This is a genomic window from Sulfitobacter sp. GN1-4, from assembly GCF_055693825.1.
The window spans coordinates 2,035,077-2,059,152 of sequence record NZ_JBVFUQ010000003.1 but is presented as its reverse complement, the minus strand read 5'-3'; the positions used below and the strand labels follow the sequence as shown (position 1 = coordinate 2,059,152).

19 protein-coding genes and 2 pseudogenes are annotated in these 24,076 nt (G+C 59.1%); 12 read left to right on the top strand and 9 right to left on the bottom strand.

Going from position 1 to position 24,076, the window contains the following annotated elements:
- Nucleotides 1-4: 4 nt before the first annotated feature.
- From dxr to pyrH, 5 genes are all read right to left on the bottom strand, one after another.
- A complete protein-coding gene (dxr, locus tag ACZ1HM_RS10700; protein ID WP_472742761.1) occupies nucleotides 5-1,177 on the bottom strand; it encodes a 1-deoxy-D-xylulose-5-phosphate reductoisomerase in 1,173 nt (390 codons plus the stop codon).
- Between the two features lie 2 nt (nucleotides 1,178-1,179).
- Nucleotides 1,180-1,974, bottom strand: a complete 795-nt coding sequence (locus ACZ1HM_RS10695) for a phosphatidate cytidylyltransferase (RefSeq protein ID WP_472742760.1) — start codon at nucleotides 1,972-1,974, stop codon at nucleotides 1,180-1,182.
- 8 nt (nucleotides 1,975-1,982) lie between these two features.
- Entirely contained in the window at nucleotides 1,983-2,723 is a 741-nt protein-coding gene (uppS, locus tag ACZ1HM_RS10690; RefSeq protein WP_472742759.1) for a polyprenyl diphosphate synthase, read from the bottom strand.
- Between the two features lie 86 nt (nucleotides 2,724-2,809).
- Nucleotides 2,810-3,373, bottom strand: coding sequence for a ribosome recycling factor (gene frr / locus ACZ1HM_RS10685; RefSeq protein WP_472742758.1), 564 nt, complete (start codon nucleotides 3,371-3,373; stop codon nucleotides 2,810-2,812).
- Nucleotides 3,374-3,482: 109 nt separating this feature from the next.
- Nucleotides 3,483-4,211, bottom strand: coding sequence for a UMP kinase (gene pyrH, locus ACZ1HM_RS10680; protein ID WP_472742757.1), 729 nt, complete (start codon nucleotides 4,209-4,211; stop codon nucleotides 3,483-3,485).
- A 92-nt stretch (nucleotides 4,212-4,303) separates the two neighbouring features.
- On the opposite strand from pyrH, the pseudogene miaA reads away from it, so the two are divergent.
- From miaA to ACZ1HM_RS10655, 5 genes and pseudogenes are all read left to right on the top strand, one after another.
- Nucleotides 4,304-5,187 (top strand): annotated as a pseudogene (miaA, locus tag ACZ1HM_RS10675) (tRNA (adenosine(37)-N6)-dimethylallyltransferase MiaA).
- 83 nt (nucleotides 5,188-5,270) lie between these two features.
- Nucleotides 5,271-6,071, top strand: coding sequence for a helix-turn-helix domain-containing protein (locus ACZ1HM_RS10670; RefSeq protein WP_472742756.1), 801 nt, complete (start codon nucleotides 5,271-5,273; stop codon nucleotides 6,069-6,071).
- A gap of 306 nt (nucleotides 6,072-6,377) precedes the next feature.
- A complete protein-coding gene (locus ACZ1HM_RS10665) occupies nucleotides 6,378-7,463 on the top strand; it encodes an ABC transporter permease (RefSeq protein WP_472742755.1) in 1,086 nt (361 codons plus the stop codon).
- A 12-nt stretch (nucleotides 7,464-7,475) separates the two neighbouring features.
- Nucleotides 7,476-8,990, top strand: coding sequence for an ABC transporter permease (locus tag ACZ1HM_RS10660; RefSeq protein WP_472742754.1), 1,515 nt, complete (start codon nucleotides 7,476-7,478; stop codon nucleotides 8,988-8,990).
- 42 nt (nucleotides 8,991-9,032) lie between these two features.
- On the top strand, nucleotides 9,033-11,123 hold the full coding sequence (locus ACZ1HM_RS10655) for a dipeptide ABC transporter ATP-binding protein (protein ID WP_472742753.1): 2,091 nt from the start codon (nucleotides 9,033-9,035) through the stop codon (nucleotides 11,121-11,123).
- A 78-nt stretch (nucleotides 11,124-11,201) separates the two neighbouring features.
- On the opposite strand, the gene ACZ1HM_RS10650 is transcribed toward ACZ1HM_RS10655, so the two are convergent.
- Nucleotides 11,202-11,771: a lytic transglycosylase domain-containing protein gene (locus tag ACZ1HM_RS10650; RefSeq protein ID WP_472744600.1), complete on the bottom strand. Its 570-nt coding sequence runs from the start codon at nucleotides 11,769-11,771 to the stop codon at nucleotides 11,202-11,204.
- Between the two features lie 219 nt (nucleotides 11,772-11,990).
- Between ACZ1HM_RS10650 and ACZ1HM_RS10645 the strand changes: the two genes are divergently transcribed.
- Together ACZ1HM_RS10645 and ACZ1HM_RS10640 are read left to right on the top strand one after the other, a co-directional pair.
- A complete protein-coding gene (locus tag ACZ1HM_RS10645) occupies nucleotides 11,991-12,512 on the top strand; it encodes a single-stranded DNA-binding protein (RefSeq protein WP_472742752.1) in 522 nt (173 codons plus the stop codon).
- Entirely contained in the window at nucleotides 12,512-12,949 is a 438-nt protein-coding gene (locus tag ACZ1HM_RS10640) for a GNAT family N-acetyltransferase (RefSeq protein WP_472742751.1), read from the top strand. Before ACZ1HM_RS10645 ends, ACZ1HM_RS10640 begins: the two co-directional genes overlap by 1 nt.
- Nucleotides 12,950-13,041: 92 nt before the next feature.
- Here the strand turns inward: ACZ1HM_RS10640 and aroB are convergent, their stop codons facing one another.
- A complete protein-coding gene (aroB, locus tag ACZ1HM_RS10635) occupies nucleotides 13,042-14,160 on the bottom strand; it encodes a 3-dehydroquinate synthase (RefSeq protein ID WP_472742750.1) in 1,119 nt (372 codons plus the stop codon).
- Nucleotides 14,160-14,750 (bottom strand): shikimate kinase, encoded by a 591-nt coding sequence (locus tag ACZ1HM_RS10630; protein ID WP_472742749.1) that lies wholly within the window; start codon nucleotides 14,748-14,750, stop codon nucleotides 14,160-14,162. The genes aroB and ACZ1HM_RS10630 overlap by 1 nt, the downstream gene beginning before the upstream one ends.
- A 230-nt stretch (nucleotides 14,751-14,980) precedes the next feature.
- On the opposite strand from ACZ1HM_RS10630, the gene ACZ1HM_RS10625 reads away from it, so the two are divergent.
- The 4 genes from ACZ1HM_RS10625 (at nucleotide 14,981) to ACZ1HM_RS10610 (ending at nucleotide 18,894) form a co-directional block, all read left to right on the top strand.
- Complete coding sequence (locus tag ACZ1HM_RS10625; protein ID WP_472742748.1) at nucleotides 14,981-15,166, top strand: hypothetical protein; 186 nt, start codon at nucleotides 14,981-14,983, stop codon at nucleotides 15,164-15,166.
- Entirely contained in the window at nucleotides 15,163-16,536 is a 1,374-nt protein-coding gene (locus tag ACZ1HM_RS10620; protein WP_472742747.1) for a hypothetical protein, read from the top strand. Before ACZ1HM_RS10625 ends, ACZ1HM_RS10620 begins: the two co-directional genes overlap by 4 nt.
- A 2-nt stretch (nucleotides 16,537-16,538) precedes the next feature.
- Entirely contained in the window at nucleotides 16,539-17,510 is a 972-nt protein-coding gene (locus tag ACZ1HM_RS10615; RefSeq protein ID WP_472742746.1) for a site-specific tyrosine recombinase XerD, read from the top strand.
- 76 nt (nucleotides 17,511-17,586) lie between these two features.
- Nucleotides 17,587-18,894, top strand: a complete 1,308-nt coding sequence (locus ACZ1HM_RS10610) for an HlyC/CorC family transporter (RefSeq protein WP_472742745.1) — start codon at nucleotides 17,587-17,589, stop codon at nucleotides 18,892-18,894.
- Between the two features lie 134 nt (nucleotides 18,895-19,028).
- Here ACZ1HM_RS10610 and ACZ1HM_RS10605 read toward each other — a convergent pair.
- A pseudogene (locus ACZ1HM_RS10605) lies at nucleotides 19,029-21,451 on the bottom strand (GcvT family protein).
- A 148-nt stretch (nucleotides 21,452-21,599) separates the two neighbouring features.
- Here ACZ1HM_RS10605 and ACZ1HM_RS10600 point away from each other — a divergent pair.
- Nucleotides 21,600-24,017: a GcvT family protein gene (locus ACZ1HM_RS10600; RefSeq protein ID WP_472742744.1), complete on the top strand. Its 2,418-nt coding sequence runs from the start codon at nucleotides 21,600-21,602 to the stop codon at nucleotides 24,015-24,017.
- Nucleotides 24,018-24,076: the final 59 nt, after the last annotated feature.

Here is a 24,076-nt window from a genome sequence, read left to right as displayed (position 1 = left end):
TGCACTACCCTGCTCTTTTTCTGATTGCCGCTTGAGCGGCCTTACGTGCCAAATGGTCCGTCCGCAGGACGTTATCAAGGGTCATCGTGGCATCAATATGGCCATCGGTCGCGGCCATTTCGCTGAGCGTTTCATCGACCACATCGGACATCTGCGTAAAGCCGATTTGACCCGCTATAAATCCATCCAGCGCAGTTTCCTTCGCCGCATTGAACACCGCGCCGGTCATGCCGCCCGCCTGCATCGTCTCGCGTGCCAGGCGCAGGGCGGGCCAGCGCGCCTCATCGGGGGCGCGAAACTCAAACTTGCCGATGGCGGCCAGATCCAACCGCTCCACAGGCAAGGGGTGCCGCGCGGGATGGTTTAACGCAAAACCGATGGCGTGGCGCATATCCGGCGGACCGACATGGGCCATTAGCGCGCCGTCATGAAACCCAACCAAGGCGTGGATCATGGACTGCGGATGGACCAACACCTCAATCTGAGCGGGATCAACGCCGAAAAATTCACGCGTTTCAATGATTTCCATCGCCTTGTTGAACATCGACGCGCTGTCGATGGTGATCCGTTGCCCCATGTCCCAGTTGGGGTGGCTGGAGGCTTGATCCAACGTCGCGTTTGCCAGCTTTTCAATCGGCCAATCGCGGAACGCGCCGCCGCTGGCGGTGATGATGATCCGCTCTACCGCCGCCATGTCTTCGCCGATGAGCGCCTGAAAGACCGCAGAATGTTCACTGTCGACGGGCAAGATCTGGGTTTTGTGCCGCTCTGCTGTGGCCAAAACCAGCGCCCCGGCGCAAACCAGCGATTCCTTGTTGGCCAGGGCCAGTGTGCTGCCCTGCTCCAGTGCGGCGATGCCGGGTGCCAGACCAGCCGCACCCACAATTGCTGACATCACCCAGTCTGCAGGACGGGAGGCCGCCTCAATCAACGCTTGAGTGCCTGCAGCGGCTTCGACACCTGAGCCTTGCAGGGCCGCCTTGAGATCGGGCAGCAACGTCTCATCTGCTGTTACGGCAACATCCGCGTCTAACGCAGTGGCGTCCCGCGCAAGCTGCGCGATGTTGCCCGCCCCCGTGAGGGCCACAACATCAAAAGCATCTGGGTTGCGGGCGATCAAATCAATGGTGTTTTGCCCGATGGAGCCTGTCGCCCCCAGGATCGTGACCCGCCGCATTCTCAGCCCAACCCGGGTGGGAAGCCGATAAACTGACCGATGACCAACAAGAACAAGGCCGCCCCCAGCATCCCGTCAAACCTATCCATCAGCCCGCCGTGACCGGGGATAAGGTTTGAGCTGTCTTTTACGCCCATGGTTCTTTTCATACCGGATTCCGCCATATCCCCCATCTGGGAGGCCATGGAGACCGCGACCGAAATGCCCATCAGCTGCACCCCGACGCCGGTGTTGATGGAAAAGATAAGCCCCACGACAGCCGCACCAATCCATCCCGCGACAGTGCCCGCCCAGGTTTTCTTGGGGCTGACCGCAGGCCAGAACTTGGGCCCGCCAATGATCCGCCCGGCAAAATAGCCCACGACATCCGTCACGACGACAACCAGCACCAGCCACAGCATCCAGCCAAAGCCCAGATCATCGCGCACCTGCATCATGCCGTAGCCTGCAAGCAGGATCATCACCGTAAAGCTCATGAAAATGGTTCGGTTACGTTCCAACTGGCCAAAGCCGATTAACGCAGGCGCAAGAAGCAAAGGTAAGGCAAAGCCGACAGGCAGGTAGATCGCCAAAAACAGCGCGACACCGGTTAGACCGCCCATTTGCAGCTGAAGATGGCGCACACCGGGGCGCAGGATGCCCACAAGCTCCCAGACCATCAGGCCACTGATCAACGCCACCAGCGCATGAAACACATGACCGCCCAGCCAAATACCAACCAGGCCAATCACGACCATGACAGCCCCCGCGCCCATCCGGGCGTTTAGGTCAGTCCATTGTCCGTTCGGCGCCTTCATCGGATCGCTTACGCTTTGACCGCGCCAAAGCGGCGGTCACGCCCGCCGTAAGAGGCACAAAGCGTCCCAAACTCTTCCGAGGTGAAATCGGGCCAGAGCGTGTCGATAAATTCGTACTCTGCATAGGCCGACTGCCACAGAAGGAAGTTGGAAATGCGTGCCTCACCACTTGTGCGAATGACCAGATCAGGATCTGGTAAAACATAGGTATCTAAGTACTTTGGAAGCGTTTCTTCATCTATGCTATCGGGGTCCAGCCGGCCCGATGCCACATCGCCCGCCAGACGTTTGGTGGCGCGCGCCACCTCATCGCGACCGCCGTAGTTGATCGCGATTGTTAGATTGACCAGGCTGTTGTGCGCGGTTGCGGCCTCAAGCTCATTCATCAGGCTGATCAGCTTTTCGTCCAGACGCAGCCGGTCACCGATGAACCTGACGCGCACGCCTTTTTCGCGCAGATGGCGGAGCTCATTTGTGATGTAGCGCCGGAACAAGGTCATCAGCCCGGCAACCTCAGCCTGGGTGCGTTTCCAATTCTCGGTCGAGAAGGCAAAGATCGTCAGATACTCAACACCAAAATCCGGGCAGCTTTCGACAATTTCGCGCACACGTTTGGCACCGGCGTGATGGCCAAACAAGCGCGGCCTGCCCCGCTGCGTGGCCCACCGGCCATTGCCGTCCATGATAATGGCCACGTGGCGCGGGCCACCTTCAAAGAAGCGTTCTTGGGGTTTTGGTTGGGCTGTCACTTGATCCGCTCTTTTTTTGTTCTCGTGTTACCGACACAATCCCGCCCTGCAATCAAAATACCCTCCGGGCGGAGGGTATCTGGTCATCAGACCTGCATGATCTCGGCTTGTTTGGTTTCAAGTTGCTCATCTATCTGGGCGATGAATTTGTTGGTCATCTCTTGCACTTCATCTTCCCACAGCTTTTGGTCGTCCTCCGACATCCCGTCAGCTTTGCCCTTTTTGATCTGGTCCATGCCATCCCTGCGGACATTGCGGATCGAAACGCGGGCATTTTCAGCATATTGGCCCGCCACTTTGGTCAGCTCGCGGCGGCGCTCTTCGTTCAGCTCAGGGATGGGCAGCATGATGATGGTGCCGTTAAGCTGCGGGTTGATGCCCAAACCGCTTTCACGGATCGCTTTTTCCACCTTGCCCACCAGGCCCTTATCCCAAACGTTGATCGTCACCATGCGCGGCTCTGGCACGTTGACGGTGCCCACCTGGTTGATGGGCGTCATTGCCCCGTAGGCATCCACCATGACCGGTTCCAACATAGAAGCCGACGCTCGCCCGGTGCGCAGCGAAGAGAATTCTGTCCGCAATGACCCGATTGCCCCGTTCATACGGCGTTCAAGGTCATCAGTGTCGAGCATGAAATCATCTGACATGGGTCGTATCCTGTAGTCCTGCAGCTTTAACGCCGCGATATTTAGATGTTATGAAGATATATAGAGCAGATATAGGGCAAAAGGCTAGTATCCTTTGCGGGGCCCGCAATCAGCCCTGCACCCGTGTATAGGTGCCCGCCCCAGACAGAATGCCCCGGAACCCGCCCGGCTCATCAAGGGAAAACACGATGATGGGCAGGTTGTTGTCGCGCGCCAGCGCAATCGCTGAGGCATCCATCACGCCCAGGCGTTTGGCCAGCACATCATCGTATGACACGGTGTCATAGCGTTTCGCGTCATCAAATTTCACCGGGTCTTTGTCATAGACCCCGTCCACCTTGGTGCCCTTAAAGATCGCCTCGCATGACATCTCATTCGCGCGCAGGGTCGCGGCGGTGTCGGTGGTGAAATAAGGGTTGCCGGTGCCAGCGGCAAAGATGCAAACGCGCTTTTTCTCCAGGTGCCGCACGGCGCGGCGGCGGATATAGGGTTCAGCCACTTCGTTCATCGTGATTGCTGAAATCACCCGCGTGTGAATGCCCAACCCTTCGAGTGCCGATTGCATGGCCAGCGCGTTCATCACTGTGGCCAACATGCCCATGTAGTCTGCGGTTGTCCGCTCCATCCCTTGGGCGGACCCTTGCAGGCCGCGAAAGATATTGCCGCCCCCGATCACCATGCAGATCTCTACCCCCAGATCATGCACGCTTTTGACCTCAGCGGCGATCCGTTCAACGGTGGGTGGGTTTAATCCAAATCCCTGATCCCCCATCAACGCCTCACCTGAGATTTTCAGCATCACGCGTTTGAAGGCAACTTCGGAGGGATCTTGGGACATTGGGCACCTTTCTGCGGGGCGGGTTTCATTTGGGCGCAAAATGTCGCAAATGACGGCAAGGTTCAATGAGCAGTCGCAAAGTAGGACGAGAAATGCACCGGTCCGCAAATTTTGCCGAAACACTCAAAGCTGTGCCACAGGGCAAAACGGTGCTGATCGCGGGTCCGACCGCGTCAGGCAAATCGGCCTTGGCGCTGGAAATCGCAGCCCTTCAGGGTGGGACGATCGTGAACGCCGATGCCAGCCAGGTTTATGACTGCTGGCGCATTATCAGTGCGCGCCCCTCGGCCGAAGAAGAAGCACAGGCACCACATCGGCTATATGGCCACATCAGCGCCGACGTGCCCTATTCCACCGGTCATTGGCTGCGCGAGGTGACAGAGCTGCTGCAAGGCCAAGAGCGGCAGATCATCGTCGGCGGGACCGGGCTTTATTTCAACGCGCTGACACAAGGGTTGGCGGAAATCCCTGCAACACCTGCTGAGATACGCGCCGAGGGTGATGACCTGACGCTTGAGGCGCTGCTTGCCGGGGTGGACGCCACGACGCTGGGCAAGATTGACGTGCAAAACCGTGCCCGCGTGCAGCGCGCTTGGGAGGTGCAACAGGCCACCGGCAAGGGGCTGGCGGCTTGGCAAGCCGATACGGCGCCCCCGTTTTGCCGCTGACAGACTGCCATCCCATTGTGCTGGATGTGGAAAAGACTTGGCTCAACGACCGCATTGCGCGCCGGTTTGAGATGATGGTCAGTGCGGGAGGTTTGGATGAGATAAAGGCCATTCAACCCCATTATGACCCGTCCCTGCCCGCGCATCGTGCCATTGGTGTGCCAGAGTTGATGGCCTATCTGGAAGGCAGGCTTAGCTTGGAGGAGGCCACCCAAAAAGCCATCATCGCGACACGGCAATTTGCCAAACGTCAGCGCACATGGATGCGCAGCAAGATGTCCACTTGGCATCACTTGACGCTGCCTTAGCACCACGCAAGCGCCTAAATTTCAATCTTTTTTGAAAAAATTCGCATCTGGTGCCTGCTGGAATTGTCTATATAGAACAATTCATGCAACCACCGCCTCAAACCGTTCAAATCAAAAGCCTGAGCCAACTGGCCGAAGGCGAAGAGTGGCGTGTGGGTCTGGTGCATGATCATCCTTATGATTTGCTAATCTGGATCACCCGGGGTCAGGGCGTCACAATTCTGGATGGCGAGCGGCGCGGGGTTGGCGCGCATAACGCCATCTATGTGCCCGCCGGTACGATGTATGCGCTTGATCTGAGCCGACAAAGCGTCGGCCAGGTCGTGATCTTGCCCCGCACGCTGGAGATGCAGACGCCGGATATGGCCATGCTGCTGCGCATCCGGGCAGTGCAGACACAAAGCGAACTGACCGCGCTGATCGAAAGCGCCGGGCGTGAGGACGCCGCGCAGCGGGTGTTTTGCAATGAAGCGCTGGAAGGTTATGCGCGGCTGATCCTGGTGTGGCTGCGACGCCAAATGGGACTGGAAGAACACGTGCGCGGCAAACCCAAAGCCGCACAACGGCTGAGCCGCGCGTTTTCAGCCGAGGTCGCTGCGCGTTTTACCACAGGCGATGTCATGGCAGATTATGCCGCACGTCTGGGGGTGACGCCCACCCACCTGACCCGCGCCACCAAAGCCGCGACAGGCAAGACGGCCGCTGATTTGCTAACCGAACGGATTTTGCACGAGGCCCGCGCGCTTTTGGTGGAGACCGAGACCCCTGCCCAACAGATCGCCAAACACCTGGGCTTTGGCTCTGCCGCCTATTTCACCCGGTTCATTCAACATCATACCGGCCAAGTGCCCAGCAAACTGCGCAAGTCCGCACGCGGCAACTGACGGCTTGGCGCCCCGCCCCTGCGCAGACGAATGTCGCAAACAGGAAACCAGTATGTCGCAAAAATGCCCTTTGCTGGCGGTTGCAGACATTGACCTGATGCGGCGTCTCGTGCCTCATAGGGCGTGGGAGTGCTGGTTCGATCTGTCAAAGCGCAAGAAATAAGCGCGAGGGCGAACCTGCGGCTGGGGACAACAATAACACACCTTGCATCCCAACGGGCCACAGTGCCCAAACGCATAACGGGCCAATGGCCCAAACAATAACCGGCGGCGAAAACGCTGCCTAGCCACCAACAGGGGCGCTACATGGGAATGTTCATCTTACGTCGGCTCGGCGTGATGTTGTTGACGGCTTTATGCCTCACCTTCATCGTGTTCTGGCTGACCAATCTTTATCCAAACCTAGAAAAACTGGCCAAGACCCAAGGCAACTTCCGCATGTCGGACGAAGCCGTGGCATCCTACCTGGGGGACCGCGGGTATCTGCAGCCAATGCCGGTGAAATTCGGTCAATGGCTGGGTGTGTTCCCCGGCTGGGTCACCGAAAAAGAAGACGGCACCGTCTTTGGCCGCTGCTTTGCCGAAGGCACCCCGGAAGAAGAACGTCCCACCCGCTGCGGCGTCCTGCAGGGGGACTGGGGATTTTCCACTGTCTTTAAAGATGATGTCGGCACGACAGTCGCGACCAGGCTGGCGTTGACTGGTAAGCTGATGCTGTGTGTTTTGTTACTGATGGTGCCTTCTGCGCTGATTGTCGGTGTGTTGGCCGGGATGCGTGAGGGCTCAAAACTCGACAGATCGCTCTCAACCTTCTCAATCGCCACAACCGCGACGCCGGAATATGTCTCGGGCGTTATTTTCATCGCAGTTTTGGCCTCATCGAAATTCGGCATCTCACCCGTATTGGCAGATCTGGGATGGCTTGACGGCAAGACCCTGTTCCTGGGCTCAGCGACCTCAGCGATGGCGGATGCGAATTTCTGGAACTTCTTCCTGCCCGTCCTGACCATTTCGCTTTATGGCATGGGCTATATCGCCCGGATGACCCGCGCCTCCATGGCCGAGGTGATGACCGCGCAGTATATCCGCACGGCGCGTCTGAAAGGGGTGAAGTTCTCTGAGATTGTGATGAAGCACGCCCTGCGCAACGCGTTGATTGCCCCTTTCACGGTGATCATGTTGCAGATCCCATGGCTGCTGAACGGCGTTGTGATCGTAGAGACCTTGTTCAACTACAAGGGCTTTGGGTGGCTTTTGGTGCAAGCGGCCTCAAACAATGACATCGAACTGCTGCTGGCGGTCTCGGTTGTCTCTGTTGTGGTGGTTCTGGTGACGCAGCTGATCTCGGATATCGGCTATGTCTATCTCAACCCACGCATTCGCATTTCATAAGGGAGCTGGCACATGGAACCTTTGACATGGACGGGCTCCCTTTCTGGGCTCAACATTATCTTCACACTCATCGCGGGGCTTTTGCTGGTCTCTGTGGTGTTGTCTATCCTGGTCTCGTTCGTGCCCTCATCGGGCGCGCGGGCGGTCAGTGCGGACGGCACTTTGGCGGCTGAAAAGGGCCTGGCGGGTCTGCTGAATACCACCACGATGTACCTCTTCTTTGCGCTGATCGCGGTCATCCTGATCTACCTCATCGGAGGGGTAATCATGGGCACCAGCGCAGGCATATTTGGCGGCATGGCGCGGCAGTTCCTGCCCGTTTGGGTCGCGCTGGTGGTGACCTTTGTTGTCTCCATCAGGTACAAGCGAAAGCTGGGTCTTTACGGCAAGCTCTTTGACAGCACCGTGGGCATGATCGGTTTTGCGATCGTGATGTTCTGGGTGTTTACCGGCATATTTGGCGGCGTGTTTGATCTGCTGATCACCCATGACAGCCTGAGCCAGGTATCTGGGATGAAGAACAAACTGCCCGGCACGCCGATGCGCGGTGTCGAGGAGGGTGAGTTTGGCTGGTTCTTGCTGGGCGGTGACAACCTGGCGCGGGACGTCTTTAGCCGCCTGATCAAGGGCTCATGGGTGGTGGTGCAAATCGCGCCTCTGGCCACGCTTTTTGCCTTTATGGTGGGGATCACACTGGGCTTGCCTGCGGGGTATTACGGCGGGCGTCTGGACACGCTCCTGAGCTTTCTGGCGAACCTGATCCTGGCCTTCCCAGTGATCTTGTTGTTCTACCTGCTGGTCACCCCTGAGATCGTGCTGACAGGCATCCCCAACTATATGGCGGTGTTCCTGTTTGTGTTCCCGCTGATCTTTGTGGCGATCTTGCTGAACTCGCGCTTTTATACCCAACCCAGCCTGCGGACCCCGTTGTTGATCGTGGTCTTGGGCGTGATGGGCTGGCTTTATCTGTCGCTGATCAGCTCGGACGGTGCGATCGTTGCCACAGACACCTACCGCATCCCTGGACTACCCACCTTTTTGGATGGGTTTGATCTGGATGCAGGTATTCTGGTGGTGTTTGTGTCGGTGGTTTTTGTGAACTCACCCACGGTATTTCGTATCGTGCGTGGCCTCGCGCTGGACATCAAGACACGCGACTACGTGGCGGCGGCACAGACCCGCGGTGAAGGTCCTTGGTACATCATGCTGTGGGAGATCCTGCCCAACGCACGCGGGCCGCTGATCGTCGATTTCTGCCTGCGGATTGGCTATACCACCATCCTTTTGGGCACCTTGGGCTTCTTTGGTCTGGGGCTGGAATCCGAAAGCCCTGACTGGGGCTCTACGATCAACGCAGGACGGCGTCTGCTGGCGCTTTATCCGCATGCGGCGATTGCACCGGCCTTGGCGTTGCTGAGCTTGGTGTTGGGCCTGAACCTGCTGGCGGATGGTCTGCGCGAGGATCTCTGCGCGACTGATGGCGTGATGTTCGGGGGCTCTGCCCCCGGACCCCGGAATTATATTTGAAAGATGAAGCGAACCCTCGCGCATCTTTGATAGGAGACGAAAATGGTCAAAGACGCATACGACGGGCCGATCCTTGAAATTGATAAGCTGTCGATTTCCTTCTTTACGCGGTTGCGTGAAATCCCGGCGGTGATGGACTTTTCGGTCACGGTGCAGCCCGGTGAGGCGGTGGGCCTTGTAGGCGAATCCGGTTGCGGTAAATCCACCGTGGCGCTGGGCGTGATGCAGGATTTGGGCAAGAACGGCCGCATTGTGGGCGGGTCGATTAAGTTCAAGGGCCGCGATCTGGGTGAGATGTCGGATGAAGAGCTGCGCGACATTCGCGGCTCTGAGATTGCGATGATTTATCAAGAACCCATGGCCTCGTTGAACCCGGCGATGAAGATCGGCAAGCAGCTGATGGAAGTGCCGATGATCCACCAGGGCATGAGCGAGAAAGAGGCTTATGACCGCGCACTGCAGGTGGTCACGGATGTGAAGCTGCCGGACCCAAAGCGGATCCTGAATTCCTTTCCGCATCAGTTGTCGGGCGGGCAACAGCAGCGGATCGTAATTGCGATGGCGCTGATGTCAGAGCCTGCGCTGTTGATCCTGGATGAGCCGACCACCGCGCTTGATGTGACGGTGGAAGCGGCTGTGGTGGAATTGGTCAAGGATCTGGGCAAAAAATACGGCACCTCTATGCTGTTTATCTCGCACAACCTTGGTCTGGTGCTGGAAACCTGTGACCGCATCTGTGTGATGTATTCCGGCGAGGCGGTGGAGCGTGGCTCCATTGAGGATGTGTTCAATGAGATGCAGCACCCCTATACCCAGGCGCTGTTCCGCTCGATCCCCCTACCCGGGGCCGACAAGAATGCGCGTCCCCTGATCGCCATTCCCGGCAACTTCCCCCTGCCCCATGAACGGCCGAATGGCTGTAACTTTGGCCCCCGCTGCGACTATTTTGAGGCCGGGCGCTGTGATGCCGACGATATCATGATGGAGGCCGTGAAGGGCAATGACCGGCACCACACCCGCTGTTTGAAGTTCAAAGAGATCGATTGGGACGCCCCGCCGCAGCTTGGTGAGGTTAAGACCAAGGGTGAAGTGGGCAATGTTGTTCTGAAGATGGACAAGCTCAAGAAATACTATCAGGTGGCGGCCAATGCGATGTTTGGCGGCGGCGACACCAAGGTGGTGAAGGCCAACGAAGAGCTCAGCTTTGAGGCACGCGAATCTGAGACGCTGGCCATTGTGGGCGAATCTGGTTGCGGCAAATCCACCTTTGCCAAGGTGCTGATGGGGCTGGAGACGGCAACAGAGGGCCACATCCTGCTCGATAATCAGGACATTGGCGGCGTGCCCATCGAAGAGCGCACCACCAAGAATGTCGCGGATGTACAAATGGTGTTCCAGAACCCGTTTGATACGTTGAACCCCTCAATGACCGTAGGGCGACAGATCATTCGGGCGTTGGAGATCTTTAAGATCGGCAACAACGAGGCTGAGCGCCGCCAACGGATGTTGGAGCTGTTGGATCTGGTGAAACTGCCGCGTGCCTTTGCAGACCGCATGCCACGTCAGCTTTCGGGCGGGCAAAAGCAGCGTGTGGGCATTGCGCGCGCCTTTGCGGGAGATGCGCGGATCGTGGTCGCGGATGAACCTGTGTCGGCCTTGGACGTGTCGGTGCAGGCGGCGGTCACGGATCTGTTGATGGAGATCCAGCGCGAGCAAAAGACAACGCTGCTCTTCATCTCGCATGACCTGTCGATCGTGCGCTACTTAAGCGACCGGGTCATGGTGATGTATCTGGGCCATGTGGTGGAGCTGGGCAATACCGATCAGGTCTTCGCCCCGCCCTATCACCCCTATACCGAAGCTTTGCTGTCGGCCGTGCCCATCGCGGACACGTCTGTCACCAAAAAGCACATCGTGCTCGAAGGGGATATCCCCTCAGCGATGAACCCGCCCACAGGCTGCCCGTTCCAAACGCGCTGCCGGTGGAAATCACAAGTGCCCGGTGGATTGTGCGAAAAAGAAGTACCGCCCCTGCGCACCATGGCCGAAGGGCATCAGGTGAAATGCCATCTGAGCGATGAAAAGCTGGCCGAGATGGAGCCGGTGATCGAAGTGGGCGTTGCCGCAGAATAGTGATGTTGGGTGCCAGGGCGACGCCTTGGCACCTTTCAATCGGCGCTTTACGCGAGAGTGTCAGGAAAGACCCGAGGGCTACTGCCCGCCGATGATCTTGACGTAGTTCCGTGTTTCTTTGAACGGTGGAACGCCGCCATGTTTCTTCACTGCACCGGGCCCTGCGTTATAGGCTGCAAGCGCCAAACGCCAGGTCCCGAAGGTGCGGTATTGCTGCTTGAGATAGCGCGCGCCGCCTTCCAGGTTTTCTGCAGGATCCGTTGGATCAACCCGCAGCGCGCGTGCGGTCCCGGGCATCAGCTGCGCCAGGCCAATCGCGCCCGCGCTTGAAACTGCGGTTGGGTTCCAATTGCTTTCCTGTTGCACCAGCCGCAAAAACAAATCCACCGGCACGCCGTGACGCTGGGCGGCTGACTTGGCCATGGCCAGAAACTTGCCTTTGTATTTACCGGTATATTTCGGGGTTTGCCATTTGGTCGGCGTATCAACCGTTGGCGGTTTCAGCCGAACAGAGGACGAATATTGCGCAGCCGCGCGGGTATCAAGCAATTTCGATTGCGATTTGAACAACGATTTGCGGCTTTTGGAGGACAGAACGTCAGCAGAGGCAAAGCCCACTGACCCCAGGGTCAGCACCACTGCAGACAAACCCGCGAAAACACCAGATTTCAACACCGTGGCAATGCCCCTGCCCGTTTCTTTGCGCAGGATATAGCAGAGTTTCTTTGGCTGGCCAATGCTTGCTGCACTGCCTGCCGATTGGGCCCGGAAAGGGTTTGTTAACCACAAGCTTGGACAGATATAACTCTTGCACAAAGCGCGGTCGGGATTCGGCGCGCGCGGACAAGACTGCAGACGGGGGAAGACATGGCAGGCTCAGTGAACAAGGTCATCTTGATCGGCAATTTGGGGCGCGACCCCGAAGTGCGGTCCTTTCAAAACGGCGGTAAGGTGTGCAACCTGCGCATCGCCACGTCCGAGACGTGGAAAGACCGCAACACAGGCGAGCGGCGGGAAAAGACCGAATGGCATTCGGTTGCGATTTTTCAGGAAGGTCTTGTGCGCGTGGCAGAGCAATACCTGCGCAAAGGCTCCAAGGTATATATCGAAGGCCAGCTTCAAACCCGCAAATGGCAGGATCAGTCAGGCCAGGACCGCTATTCAACCGAAGTGGTGCTGCAAGGCTATGGTGGCACGCTGACCATGCTTGACGGCCGCGATGGCGGCGGCGGCGGGGGCGGCGGATATGGCGGCGGCTCCTCCGGTGGCGATTATGGCGGTGGCGGCTATGACAGTGGCCCCAGCGGCGGTTATGACAGCGGCCCCTCCGGTGGCGGCGGCGGTGGTGGCGGTGCCTCGCGCGATCTGGATGACGAAATCCCGTTCTAATGGACGCGGATGTAACGCTTCGGGCTTTGGTGTCTGCGGACGCCAATGAAGCGCTTGTCCTTTACAACGAACTTACAGTCGGGCCGCCACAACAGGATGTGGCGGCCTTTGACGTTGTGCTGAACCACCCCGGCACCACGGTCTATGGTGCCTTCTTGCAGGATACGTTGGCGGCGATGGTCACGCTGCATCTGTTGCCAAACGTGGTGTGGAACGCGCGGCCATATGGATTGATTGAAAACGTGGTGACCCGCGCGGCCTATCAGCGGCGCGGATTGGGACGCGCGGTGATGACACATGCGATTGCTGCCGCTTGGGCGGCGGATGCCTATAAGGTGATGCTGATGACCGGTCAAAAGCGCGGCGCAAAGGGGTTCTACACATCCGTGGGCTTTAGCGCTGAGGACAAGTTCGCAATGGTCATGCGGCACCCCTAGAGCCGGTAAAGATGGACCTGTCCCCATCATGAAATCAATGGCTTAGACCGGATGCGCGGCCCACTGCCTTGAAAGCCTAAGGCACCCCGGTTCTACCGCGCCTTGTCTTCCAGCGCCTCTGTCAGCAATGCCAGCACGGTTTCACTTGGTACATCTGCTGTAACAAACGCCTGGCCGATGCCACGGGCCAGGATGAAGCGAAGCTGGCCGTCCACAACCTTTTTGTCCTGCCCCATCAGATCCAGCAGCGCCTGGGCGGAAGGCAGATCGCCCTCAATATCGCTGAGGTCAGTCTTCATACCCATGGCGCGCAAATGCGCCCGAACCCTGCTGGGGTCTTCTTGTGAACACAGGCCCAGCCGAGACGACAGCTCAAACGCCAAGGCGCAGCCAACGGCCACGCCTTCGCCGTGCAGTAACCGGTCGGAGTATCCCGTGGCAGTCTCCAGCGCGTGGCAAAACGTATGCCCCAGGTTCAAAAGCGCCCGGTCGCCCTGCTCCGTTTCATCGCGCATCACAATTTCGGCCTTCATCTCAACCGAGCGGCGCACAGCCGCGATCCTTGCGGCCATATCCCCTGACGCCAGCGCAGGGCCCTGTGCCTCAAGCCATTCGAAAAAGGCGCTGTCGCCCAGCAGGCCGTATTTCACAACCTCGCCGTATCCGGCCAGGAAATCGCGCGGGGTCAAGGTGCCAAGAACAGCCGTATCCGCCAGCACCATCGCAGGCTGGTGAAACGCGCCGATCAGGTTCTTGCCCTGGCGCGCGTTGATGCCGGTTTTCCCGCCAACGGAGCTGTCCACCTGCGCCAGAAGCGACGTAGGGATTTGCACAAAACGCACACCCCGGCGCAAGACTGCGGCGGCAAAGCCCACCAGATCGCCAATGACACCACCGCCAAAGGCCACAACCACATCGCGCCGCTCAACCTGCTGATCAAGCAGCCAATCAACGCATGTCTCCAGTTGTGCCCAGCTTTTTGTGGCCTCGCCGGGCGTCAGCTCCAGCGCGTCCATGGTGATGCCATCTGCGGCCAAGCCTGCGCGCAACGCGTCCAGATGCAGCGCCGCCACCGTCTGATCGGTGATCACCGCAACACGGGGCCGGTGCAGCAGTGGTGCGATATGCTTGCCTGCCGATTGAATAAGGTCCGGGCCGATGTGCACATCATAAGCGCGCCCCGGCAGGTCCACATGAACGGTTTCAAGCATCAAATATGCTCCATCACGTCAGGTCTTGCGTGCAAAGCGGCCAGAACACGGTCGGCCATGGCATCAATGCTCAGCGCTTTGTCGCAGGGCACGGCAAGATCGGCTTTTTGATACAGCGGCACGCGGGCGTGGAAAATCTCAGTAAGCGTGGCCTTGGGATCAGGCGTGCGCAGCAGGGGCCGCGTATCTTTGTGTTTGACCCTGTTCCACAACAGCTCAAGCTCTGCATTCAACCAGATCGACAGACCTTTTTCAGAAATGATTGCCCTGTTCTGCTCGGCCAGGAAGGCACCGCCGCCAGTGGACAGAACGGCCGGCGTGCCCTCAAGCAAGCGGGTGATCACCTCTGTTTCGCGGGCGCGAAAAAACGGCTCGCCGTAGCGGTCAAAGATTTCAGGCACAGTCTGATTGGCAGCGGTTTCAATCTCGGCATCGCTGTCCAGAAACGGCACGTCAAGCTTGGCGGCAAGCGCGCGACCCACCGCCGTTTTGCCCGCCCCCATCATGCCAACCATAACAATCGTCTTTTTGAGACGGAATTTCTGGACTGACGGTTGGTCATCGGCCATGGTTTGCTCAATATCGCTCATATATAAGTGAATGACGTGATCTTGGCCAAAAGGCCATATATAGATTGCATCGGGCAGACACGAATGAACAGGCAGAACCTATGGGACGACTGATTAAGTTGTTGGTATACCTTATTATAATTGGGTTCATCGCGCTCATTGGCTATGCTTATCTTGGTCCATTTTTTGGGGCCGAGTTTGCACCGCAGCCTGTAGAAATTCGCCAGCCCGTGGTCTTGGGGACCGAGTAAGTGCGCCGCAGCATCCGCCTTTGCCTTTTGGGAACGGTTTTGGCCGGGATGCTGCCACATGCCCTGCCCGCACAGGCGCAGGCCCCGGCAGATCAACCGCTCTCTGTGATTGACTGGCTGGGGGGCAACAAACCGCCACGCTTCCCATTGCTGTCAAACCCAGATCACCCGATGAGCCGCCCGTGACGGACACTGCTTTGGTGCCTGATGTCAGCGTTCAACCCCTGGCCGAAGGCGGCGCGCGCCAAATTGGTCTGGTGCCAGCCGGGGTGACCGGCCTGCCCTCTGATCTTTGGGTCGGCAGCGATCTGGTGACGTTGAACCGTCTGGTCCAGGACTTGCCCGATCTGACCCTGCCCGCAGCGCAGGCGTTGCTTTATACCGTTTTGCTGACCGAAGCGCTGGCCCCTGAGGGGCGGACCGCCGCCGGGGACGCCTTTGCTTTGGCCCGTGTCCGCAAGCTGATTGAACGCGGCGCGCTTGAGCCTGCCCTGTCGTTGATTGAACAGGCTGGCGTGACCACATCGCCTGAGCATTTCGATCTGTGGATGGACATTGCGCTGCTGACCGGCACAGAAGACCGCGCCTGCGCAGTGCTTAGGGCGGCCCCCCATTTGACGCAGTCCTACGGCACCCGCATTTTCTGCGACGCCCGCGAACAACGTTGGGAAGACGCCGCACTCACCTTCGGATCGGCTGAGGCGCTGGGACTAATGCCGCCCCCCGCGCTCAGCCTATTGGCGCGGTTTCTCGACCCCGAAGCGTTTGAGGGCGAACCCGCCCTGCCCGTGCCACGGGACATGGACCCGCTGACTTTCCGGCTTTTTGAGACGATTGGTGAGCCTATTCCAACCGGCAATTTGCCCCGCCCCTATGCGGTTGCTGATCTCAGAGACGTGGTGGGCTGGAAGGCCCAGTTGGAGGCCGCAGAACGGCTTACCCGCGCCGGAGCGTTGCCGGAGAACCATCTCTTGGGTCTGTATTCAGACCGCAAGCCTGCCGCATCTGGCGGTGTCTGGGACAGGGTTGCACGCCTCCAACAGCTGGATACCGCGTTGCGGGCTGGCAGTGCTGAGGCGGTGTCAAAGACCCTGCCCGCGGCTTGGAACGCCATGGCTGAGGCTGGTTTGGAAGTCAGCTTTGCCCAGCTCTTTGCCGATCGTCTGGCCCCGGTTGAGCTTGGCGGTCGCGCAGCCCAGATCGCCTTGAAGGTCCAACTGTTGTCACCAGGGTATGAAACTGCTGCAGCAGCGGTGCGGGACGGCACGCTCGCCGTCAGCATCGCGCGCGGAGCCTTGCCCGAGGCCGAACCGGCCAACGGGATGAAGGCCGCCATCTTTCAGGCCTTTGACGGATCACCTGCACGTGCCGAACTGGTGGCGATGGCCCAAAACGGCAAGCTTGGCGAGGCTATCCTGCGCACCTTGGCTTTGCTCCACGGCGGCAGCGGTGGCGATGCCAAAGCCCTGACAGAGGCCTTGTCCACCTTGCGGGTGCTGGGATTGGAAGACACCGCCCGGCGGGCGGCCCTGCAGCTTTTGGTGTTGGAGGGGTAGCAATGCCAAGCCAGACCTTTGAATGGATTTCGCGGTTTCTGGAGGCCCAAGCGGCAGAGTTGGGGGCGGCCACCAACACCCAGCTGGCCTATGGCCGCGACCTTAAGGACTTTGACGCCTACCTCAGCCATCGCGACCTCGATTTCACCTCTGCCACCCGGCAGGATGTTGAGGCCTATCTGGTGCAATGCGATGCGCAGGGTCTGGCAAAATCCACCCGCGCGCGGCGGCTGTCTGCGATCAAGCAATTGTACCGCTTTGCCTTTGAAGAAGGTCTGCGCGAAGACAATCCGGCCATTCAAATCGCAGGACCTGGCCAGGACAAGCGGCTGCCCAAAATCCTGAGTGAGGATGAGGTCGACCGCTTGCTTGACGCGGCCCGCGCATCGGGGCGCAGCCTGTCAGATCAGCTGCGCAACACTTGTTTGATGGAGCTGCTTTATGCCACCGGCATGCGGGTCAGCGAATTGGTCAGCCTGCCCATTTCAGCGACCCGAGGCGACCCCCGGCTGTTGCTGATCATGGGCAAGGGCGGCAAAGAACGTATGGTGCCGCTGTCGCCTCCGGCGCGGGCAGCACTTGCTGAATGGCTGGTGCAACGTGACCGGCAAGATGCGGAAGCGCAGGCAAAACGTAAACCGATCTCGCGGTTTCTGTTCCCCTCGCGCGGGGCGTCCGGGCATTTGACGCGGCACCGCTTTTATTTGCTGATCAAGGAATTTGCTGTTGCTGCTGGTGTGGATCCCACAAAGGTCACACCGCACACTCTGCGTCATGCCTTTGCCACGCATTTGTTGGCCAATGGCGCGGATCTGCGTGCCATCCAGACCATGTTGGGCCACGCCGATGTGGCGACCACCGAAATCTACACCCATGTGCTGGAAGAACGGCTGTCGGAATTGGTGTTGGAGCATCATCCGCTTGCCCAAACCCCCGCAAAACCTGCGTCAGATGATCCTGAAACACGTGACTGAACCGGCCCACCCTTGAATGGGACGGCCTGCAGCCCCATAACCATGTGAGGTAACGCTTATATGGATTTGTTCCCAAATGGAAAACGCCCCCGCGCTCTTTGATGGCGCATTTTGGCTGAGCGCCAGTGTGATTTTGTGTCTGCTGGTGCTCTCTGGTTTCTTCTCAGGCTCTGAAACCGCCCTTACGGCCGCCTCACGCGGCAAGTTGCGTGCGCAGGCGGACAAAGGCTCCAAGGGGGCCGAACGGGCGCTCAAGATCACCGAAGACAATGAACGTCTGATCGGCTCTGTTTTGCTGGGCAACAACCTGGTGAACATCCTAGCGACTTCGCTGGCCACTGCGATGTTCACGCGGCTTTTTGGGGAAAGCGGCGTGGCGATGGCCACGCTGGTGATGACGCTTTTGGTGCTGATCTTTGCCGAGGTGCTGCCCAAGACCTTTGCCATCACCAATTCGGAATTCGCAGCCTCCCTGGTGTCGCGGCCTATTAGTTTCATCGTCACGGTCTTTTCGCCCATCGTGGCGGCGGTGCGTTTGCTGGTGCGCGGTGTGCTGCGGTTGATGGGCGTGCAGGTTGATCCTGACAGCAACATCCTGGCGGTGCGCGAGGAAATTGCTGGCGCGCTGCAGCTGGGTCATTCCGAAGGTGTTGTCGAAAAGGAAGACCGCGACCGGATTTTGGGCGCGCTTGATCTGCGCGAACGGGTGGTGGAAGAGATCATGTTGCACCGCTCTGGCATTGAGATGATTGACGCGGACGATGACCCGTCAAACATCCTGAACCAATGTTTGGAATCCAATCACACCCGTTTGCCCGTGTTCCGGGACGATCCTGAGAACATCATCGGCGTGATCCACGCCAAGGATTTGCTGCGGGCGATGTATAAGCTGATTGGCGGGCCGGACGGGGACGCGTCAGCGCTGAAGAAATTCGATGTCTCATCGGTGGCGATGAAACCCTATTTTGTGCCCGAAACCTCCACCCTGGATGAGCAGATGCGCCAGTTTTTGCGCCGCCGGACCCACTTTGCCCTGGTGGTGGATGAATACGGCTCGCTCCAGGGGTTGATCACGCTGGAGGACATTCTGGAAGAGATCGTGGGCGAGATCACGGACGAGTTTGACCCGGACGGCGATCACCATCTGACCCCGGGCGAGGATGGCCATTATTATGTCGACGGCGCTATGACGATCCGCGATCTGAACCGCGCCACAGATTGGTCACTGCCCGATGATGAGGCCAATACCGTGGCGGGCCTGGTTATTCATGAAGCGCAGATGATCCCCACCGCGGGGCAAGTGTTCAGCTTTCATGGGTTCCGGTTTGAGGTGACATCGCGGGATGGCAACCGGATTACGCAGCTGAAAATCAGACCTCTCTGACCGGGGTGCCTGCGGCAGGGGCAGGATGGGGCTCTGCCCCGACGGCCCCATGGGCCGCCTCCCCGGAGGTGTAGTTGGAAAGATGAAGCGCCTAAGGCTGGAGCCTTCTGGCGCAAGATCTGGGCGGGCGGATCTTAGGCGCGCAAACGCTCACCTTTGGGATCAAAGGGCGGTTCTGCCAGTATGGTGGCGCGGTGGGGTTTGCCCAGCACCATAACCTCTACGTCATCACCAGCCGCTGCCCCTTTGACAAAGCCCAAAGCCAGAGATTGACCCACGGTGTATCCATAAGCGCCGGAGGTGACGCGGCCAATGCCGATGCCGTCTTTGAAGATCGGCTCGCCGCCTGTCGCGTCGGCGTTTGAGGCCTCCGTATCTTCGGCATTCAGCACCAGCAGCACCAGTTCTTCGCGGCCGTCTTTGGCCAGGGTTTCCAAGACCGCGCCCTTGTTAAGGAAATCCTTATCCAGCTTGCACAGCCGGTCCAGGCCAACCTCTTGGGGCCAATACTCAGGAGAGTATTCGCGGCTCCAAGAGCCGTAGCCCTTTTCCACCCGCAGCGACATCAGCGCCCGCGATCCTACTGGTCCTGCGCCAACATCCGCGCCAGCCGCCACCAGCGCCTCAAATAGCCGGGCCTGATCTTTGGTGGCGCAGTGCAATTCCCAGCCCAGATCGCCCGTAAAGCTGACCCTGAGCGCAAGGCAGCGCACGCCTGCTAGCTCGATCCATTTGGAACGCATGAAGGGGAAATCCTGCGTCGCCAGCGATGCATTGGTCATGCGTTGCAGCATCTCACGGGATTTTGGCCCAGCCACGTTAAAGCCGCACATCTCTTCGGTCTGGCTTTCAAAGGTGACGCCATCTGGGCGCGGCACAGCTTTGAAGAACCGCTGGTGATAGCGTTCGGCCATGCCGGAGCCGATGATCCAGAACTCATCTTCGCCCAGCCGTGTGACGGTAAAGTCGCCCGCTATGCCGCCCCGCACACCGATGAGCGGTGTCAGACAGGAACGGCCCACAGCCTTGGGCATGGTGTTGGCGAAAAGCGCGTTGAGCCAGTCTTCGGCCCCTGCCCCGGTGACGCGGTATTTGGCGAAGTTGGAGATGTCGATGATGCCTGCATTTGACCGCAGCATCTGGCATTCCTTGCCGACCTGGGCCCACCAGCCTTGCCGCGTGAAGCCGTGCGTTTCATCCACACTGCCTTCGGGGTAGCCATAGTAAAGGGGTGTTCCCAGCCGTAATTGAGCCCAAAGACAGCGCCCAAATCCTGTTGCGCGTCATAAGCGGGGCGGCGGCGCATGGGCCTGCCAGCCTCACGTTCTTCATTGGGGAAATGGATCTTGAACCGGTTGGCGTATTGATCGCCCACGCGCGCCTTGGCAAAGGCCGCATCGGCCCAATCGCCAAACCGCGCCATGTCCCAGGCAAACATGTCATAGCGGCTCTCGCCGGTGATGATCCAATCGGCGGCAAGCAGGCCCATCCCGCCGGATTGGCTAAAGCCCGGGATAATGCCGTTGCAGCAGAAATAATTGCTGAGCTCAGGTGCAGGGCCAAACAGCACATTGCTGTCGGGCGACCAGATCATCGGCCCGTTGATCACGCGTTTGATCCCGGCTGTGCCTACCGCCGGGACACGGTCAATCGCGCGCATCATGTTTTCCTCAATCCGCTCCAGATCGTCTGCGAACAGCTCATGCCCAAAGCCTTGCGGCGTGCCGTGCTCAGCCCAGAACCGCAGGTCTTTTTCATAGGCACCCACCAGCAGCCCTTTGCCTTCCTGGCGCAAGTAATATTCCCCATCGCGGTCCGCGACAGAGGGCAGACGCCGGTCCATGCCCTCAATCTCAGCAATTGTCTCGGTCACAAAATACTGATGCTCTGTGGGTTGCAGGGGCAGTTTTAGGCCCGCCAATGCGGCCACCTCACGCCCCCATAGCCCTGCTGCATTCACGATCCATTGGGTGGCGATATCGCCCTTTTCCGTGCGCACAATCCAGCTGCCGTCGGGTTGCTGGTCGGTCCCTGTTACGGGACAAAAGCGAATGATCTCAGCCCCGTTTTGCCGCGCGCCCACGGCATAGGCGTTCGTCACGCCTGAGGGGTCCACGTTGCCGCCGTTCTCTTCGAACATGATGCAGCGGATGCCATCGTAGTTGACCAATGGATGCAGCGCTTCGGCCTCTTCGCGGCTGACTTCACGGAAGGGCATGTCATAGTATTTGGCCTTTGCCGCCTGCAGACGCAGTTGGTGTTCGCGGGCCTCCGTTTGCGCCAGATACAGCGATCCGGGTTGGAACACGCCGCAGGACTGGCCGGTCTCGGCCTCCAGCGATTTATACAAATCCATTGTGTAATTCTGGATGCGTGTGATGTTGTTGTTGTCATGCAGCCCGTGGATATTGGCCGCCGCGTGCCAGGTGGAGCCGGACGTCAGTTCATCACGCTCCAACAGAACCACATCGGTCCAGCCCAGTTTGGTTAGATGGTAAAGGATTGAGCAGCCGATAACGCCGCCTCCGATCACGACAGCTTGGGCATGGGTGCGCATGGGGTTTTCCTGTTTGCGGTTTCCAATGTGCTAACCTTGAAGCGGCGCGCTGGCCTCCGATTGCCGGATCACGACACATCTTGTCGGAAAAACACATGCCGCTTTCCCCCGGATTGAGAGTGTTACGGCAAAACGAACGGAGACCAATATGCAAACATCCACCCGAGTTCTGATCATCGGCGGCGGCGTTGTCGGCGCGTCTGTACTCTATCACCTGACCAAGCTGGGGTGGTCGGATGTGATGCTGGTGGAACGTTCTGAGCTGACGTCAGGCTCAACATGGCATGCGGCGGGTGGGTTTCATACGCTGAACGGCGATACGAATATGGCCGCCCTTCAGGGCTATACCATCCGGCTTTACAAAGAACTGGAAGAGATCACAGGCATGTCTTGCGGGTTGCACCATGTGGGCGGGGTCACGCTGGCGGATAATCAGGACCGGTTCGACATGCTGCTGGCCGAACGCGCCAAGCACCGTTTTATGGGGCTGGATACCGAAATCGTCGGGCCCGAAGAGATCCGCAAGATCGCGCCAGTGACCAATACGGATGGGATCATCGGGGCGCTTTATGATCCGCTGGATGGGCATCTTGACCCCTCAGGCACGACGCATGCCTATGCCAAGGCCGCCCGCATGGGCGGGGCCACGATTGAGACGCATTGCATGGTGCGTGAAACCAACCAACGCCCCGATGGCACCTGGGATGTGGTGACGGATAAGGGCACCATTCATGCCGAGCATCTGGTCAACGCAGGCGGGCTTTGGGCGCGCGAGGTTGGGGCGATGGCGGGGGTGTATTTCCCGCTGCATCCGATGGAGCATCAGTACCTTGTCACCGAAAACGTGCCGCTGATCGAAGAGATGATGGCCGATGGCAACGAACACCCCCATGTGATGGACCCCGCTGGCGAAAGCTATCTTCGGCAAGAGGGCAAGGGCCTGTGCATCGGGTTTTACGAACAAACCTGCCGCCCCTGGGCGGTGGATGGCACGTCTTGGGACTTTGGTCAGGACCTGCTGCAGGACGATTTTGACAAGATCGAGGACAGCATCGCCTTTGCCTACCGCCGCTTCCCGGATCTGGAACGCGCGGGCGTCAAGAACGTGATCCACGGCCCCTTCACCTTTGCCCCTGACGGCAACCCGCTGGTTGGTCCGGTGCCGGGGATGCGCAATTTTTGGAGTGCCTGTGGCGTGATGGCCGGGTTCTCTCAGGGCGGCGGCGTGGGCCTGACCCTGGCGCAGTGGATGATTGAGGGAGAGCCGGAGCGCGATGTCATGGCGATGGATGTCGCTCGCTTTGGCGATTGGATCACCCCCGGCTACACGCTGCCGAAGGTAATTGAGAACTATCAAAAACGCTTCTCAGTGGCCTACCCAAATGAGGAACTGCCCGCCGCGCGTCCGCACCGCACCACGCCAATGTATGACATTTTCACCCAGATGGGCGCGGTGTGGGGCCAGCAATACGGGCTGGAAGTGGCTAACTATTTTGCCCAAGGCGATGAGCCTGCCTATGAGACACCTTCGTTCCGCCGCTCAGACGCCTTTGCCGCAACCGCGCGCGAAGTGACGGCGGTGCGCAGCGGCGTGGGCATCAATGAGGTGCAGAACTTCGGCAAATACCTGGTCAAAGGGGCCGATGCCCGCGCCTGGCTTGACCGTGTGATGGCCGGGCGTGTGCCCGGCTTGGGGCGGCTTTCGCTCACACCGATGCTGTCGGAAAAAGGCAAACTAATCGGCGATTTCACCATCTCTTGTCTGGCTGAGGATCTGTTTCAGCTGACCGCCTCTTATGGCGCGCAGGCCTATCATGAGCGGTGGTTTATGTCACAGCTCAGCGGTGATGTGGCGGTGACCAATATCTCAAACAAGCGCACCGGCTTTCAAATTGCGGGCCCGAAGGCGCGCGATGTGCTGCAAGCGACGACCCGTGCGGACGTATCAGACATGCGGTTTCTTGATGTGCGCGAGATCGTGATCGGCCAGGTCGCCTGCATCGTGCAACGCGTCAGCTACACCGGCGATCTTGGGTTTGAGATCTATTGTGATGCGATGGACCAGCGGGCGTTGTGGTCCGTGCTTTGGGCTGCGGGTCAGGATCACGGCATGGTGCCCTTTGGCATGCGCGCGATGATGTCGCTGCGGCTGGACCGCTTCTTTGGGTCCTGGATGTCCGAATTCTCGCCCGATTACACTGCCGCCGAAACCGGTCTGGACCGGTTTATCAGCTTTAAAAAGAACACTGATTTCATCGGCCGCACGGTCGCCGAAGCAGAGCGCGCCACCCCGCCTCAACGCCAGTTGGTTGCATTTGAGGTGGACGCCCTGGATGCGGATGTGCAGGGCTATGAGCCGATTTGGCTGGAGGGGGCGGTTGTGGGCTTTTGCACCTCGGGCGGGTATTCGCATCATGCTCAGAAATCAATTGCCCAAGGCTTTGTCCCCCGTGACCGCGCCGCTGAAGGCTTGGCCGTTGAGATTGAGATCTTGGGCGAAATGAGGCCCGCACGGCTGATCACGACCCCCTTGTTTGATCCCGAAGGGACGCGGATGCGCGGCTGACCCAGAGGCGCGCAAAAGGGATGCCGCGGTGTTCGGGCGGTCCTATGGGCAGGCTCCCT

Bases quoted from the DNA above. Each gene is read 5' to 3' on its own strand.
- dxr (WP_472742761.1), bottom strand. From the start codon at position 1,177: ATGCGGCGGGTCACGATCCTGGGGGCGACAGGCTCCATCGGGCAAAAC.
- ACZ1HM_RS10695 (WP_472742760.1), bottom strand. From the start codon at position 1,974: ATGAAGGCGCCGAACGGACAATGGACTGACCTAAACGCCCGGATGGGC.
- frr (WP_472742758.1), bottom strand. From the start codon at position 3,373: ATGTCAGATGATTTCATGCTCGACACTGATGACCTTGAACGCCGTATG.
- pyrH (WP_472742757.1), bottom strand. From the start codon at position 4,211: ATGTCCCAAGATCCCTCCGAAGTTGCCTTCAAACGCGTGATGCTGAAA.
- ACZ1HM_RS10670 (WP_472742756.1), top strand. From the start codon at position 5,271: ATGCAACCACCGCCTCAAACCGTTCAAATCAAAAGCCTGAGCCAACTG.
- ACZ1HM_RS10665 (WP_472742755.1), top strand. From the start codon at position 6,378: ATGGGAATGTTCATCTTACGTCGGCTCGGCGTGATGTTGTTGACGGCT.
- ACZ1HM_RS10660 (WP_472742754.1), top strand. From the start codon at position 7,476: ATGGAACCTTTGACATGGACGGGCTCCCTTTCTGGGCTCAACATTATC.
- ACZ1HM_RS10655 (WP_472742753.1), top strand. From the start codon at position 9,033: ATGGTCAAAGACGCATACGACGGGCCGATCCTTGAAATTGATAAGCTG.
- ACZ1HM_RS10645 (WP_472742752.1), top strand. From the start codon at position 11,991: ATGGCAGGCTCAGTGAACAAGGTCATCTTGATCGGCAATTTGGGGCGC.
- ACZ1HM_RS10640 (WP_472742751.1), top strand. From the start codon at position 12,512: ATGGACGCGGATGTAACGCTTCGGGCTTTGGTGTCTGCGGACGCCAAT.
- aroB (WP_472742750.1), bottom strand. From the start codon at position 14,160: ATGCTTGAAACCGTTCATGTGGACCTGCCGGGGCGCGCTTATGATGTG.
- ACZ1HM_RS10630 (WP_472742749.1), bottom strand. From the start codon at position 14,750: ATGAGCGATATTGAGCAAACCATGGCCGATGACCAACCGTCAGTCCAG.
- ACZ1HM_RS10615 (WP_472742746.1), top strand. From the start codon at position 16,539: ATGCCAAGCCAGACCTTTGAATGGATTTCGCGGTTTCTGGAGGCCCAA.
- ACZ1HM_RS10610 (WP_472742745.1), top strand. From the start codon at position 17,587: ATGGAAAACGCCCCCGCGCTCTTTGATGGCGCATTTTGGCTGAGCGCC.
- ACZ1HM_RS10600 (WP_472742744.1), top strand. From the start codon at position 21,600: ATGCAAACATCCACCCGAGTTCTGATCATCGGCGGCGGCGTTGTCGGC.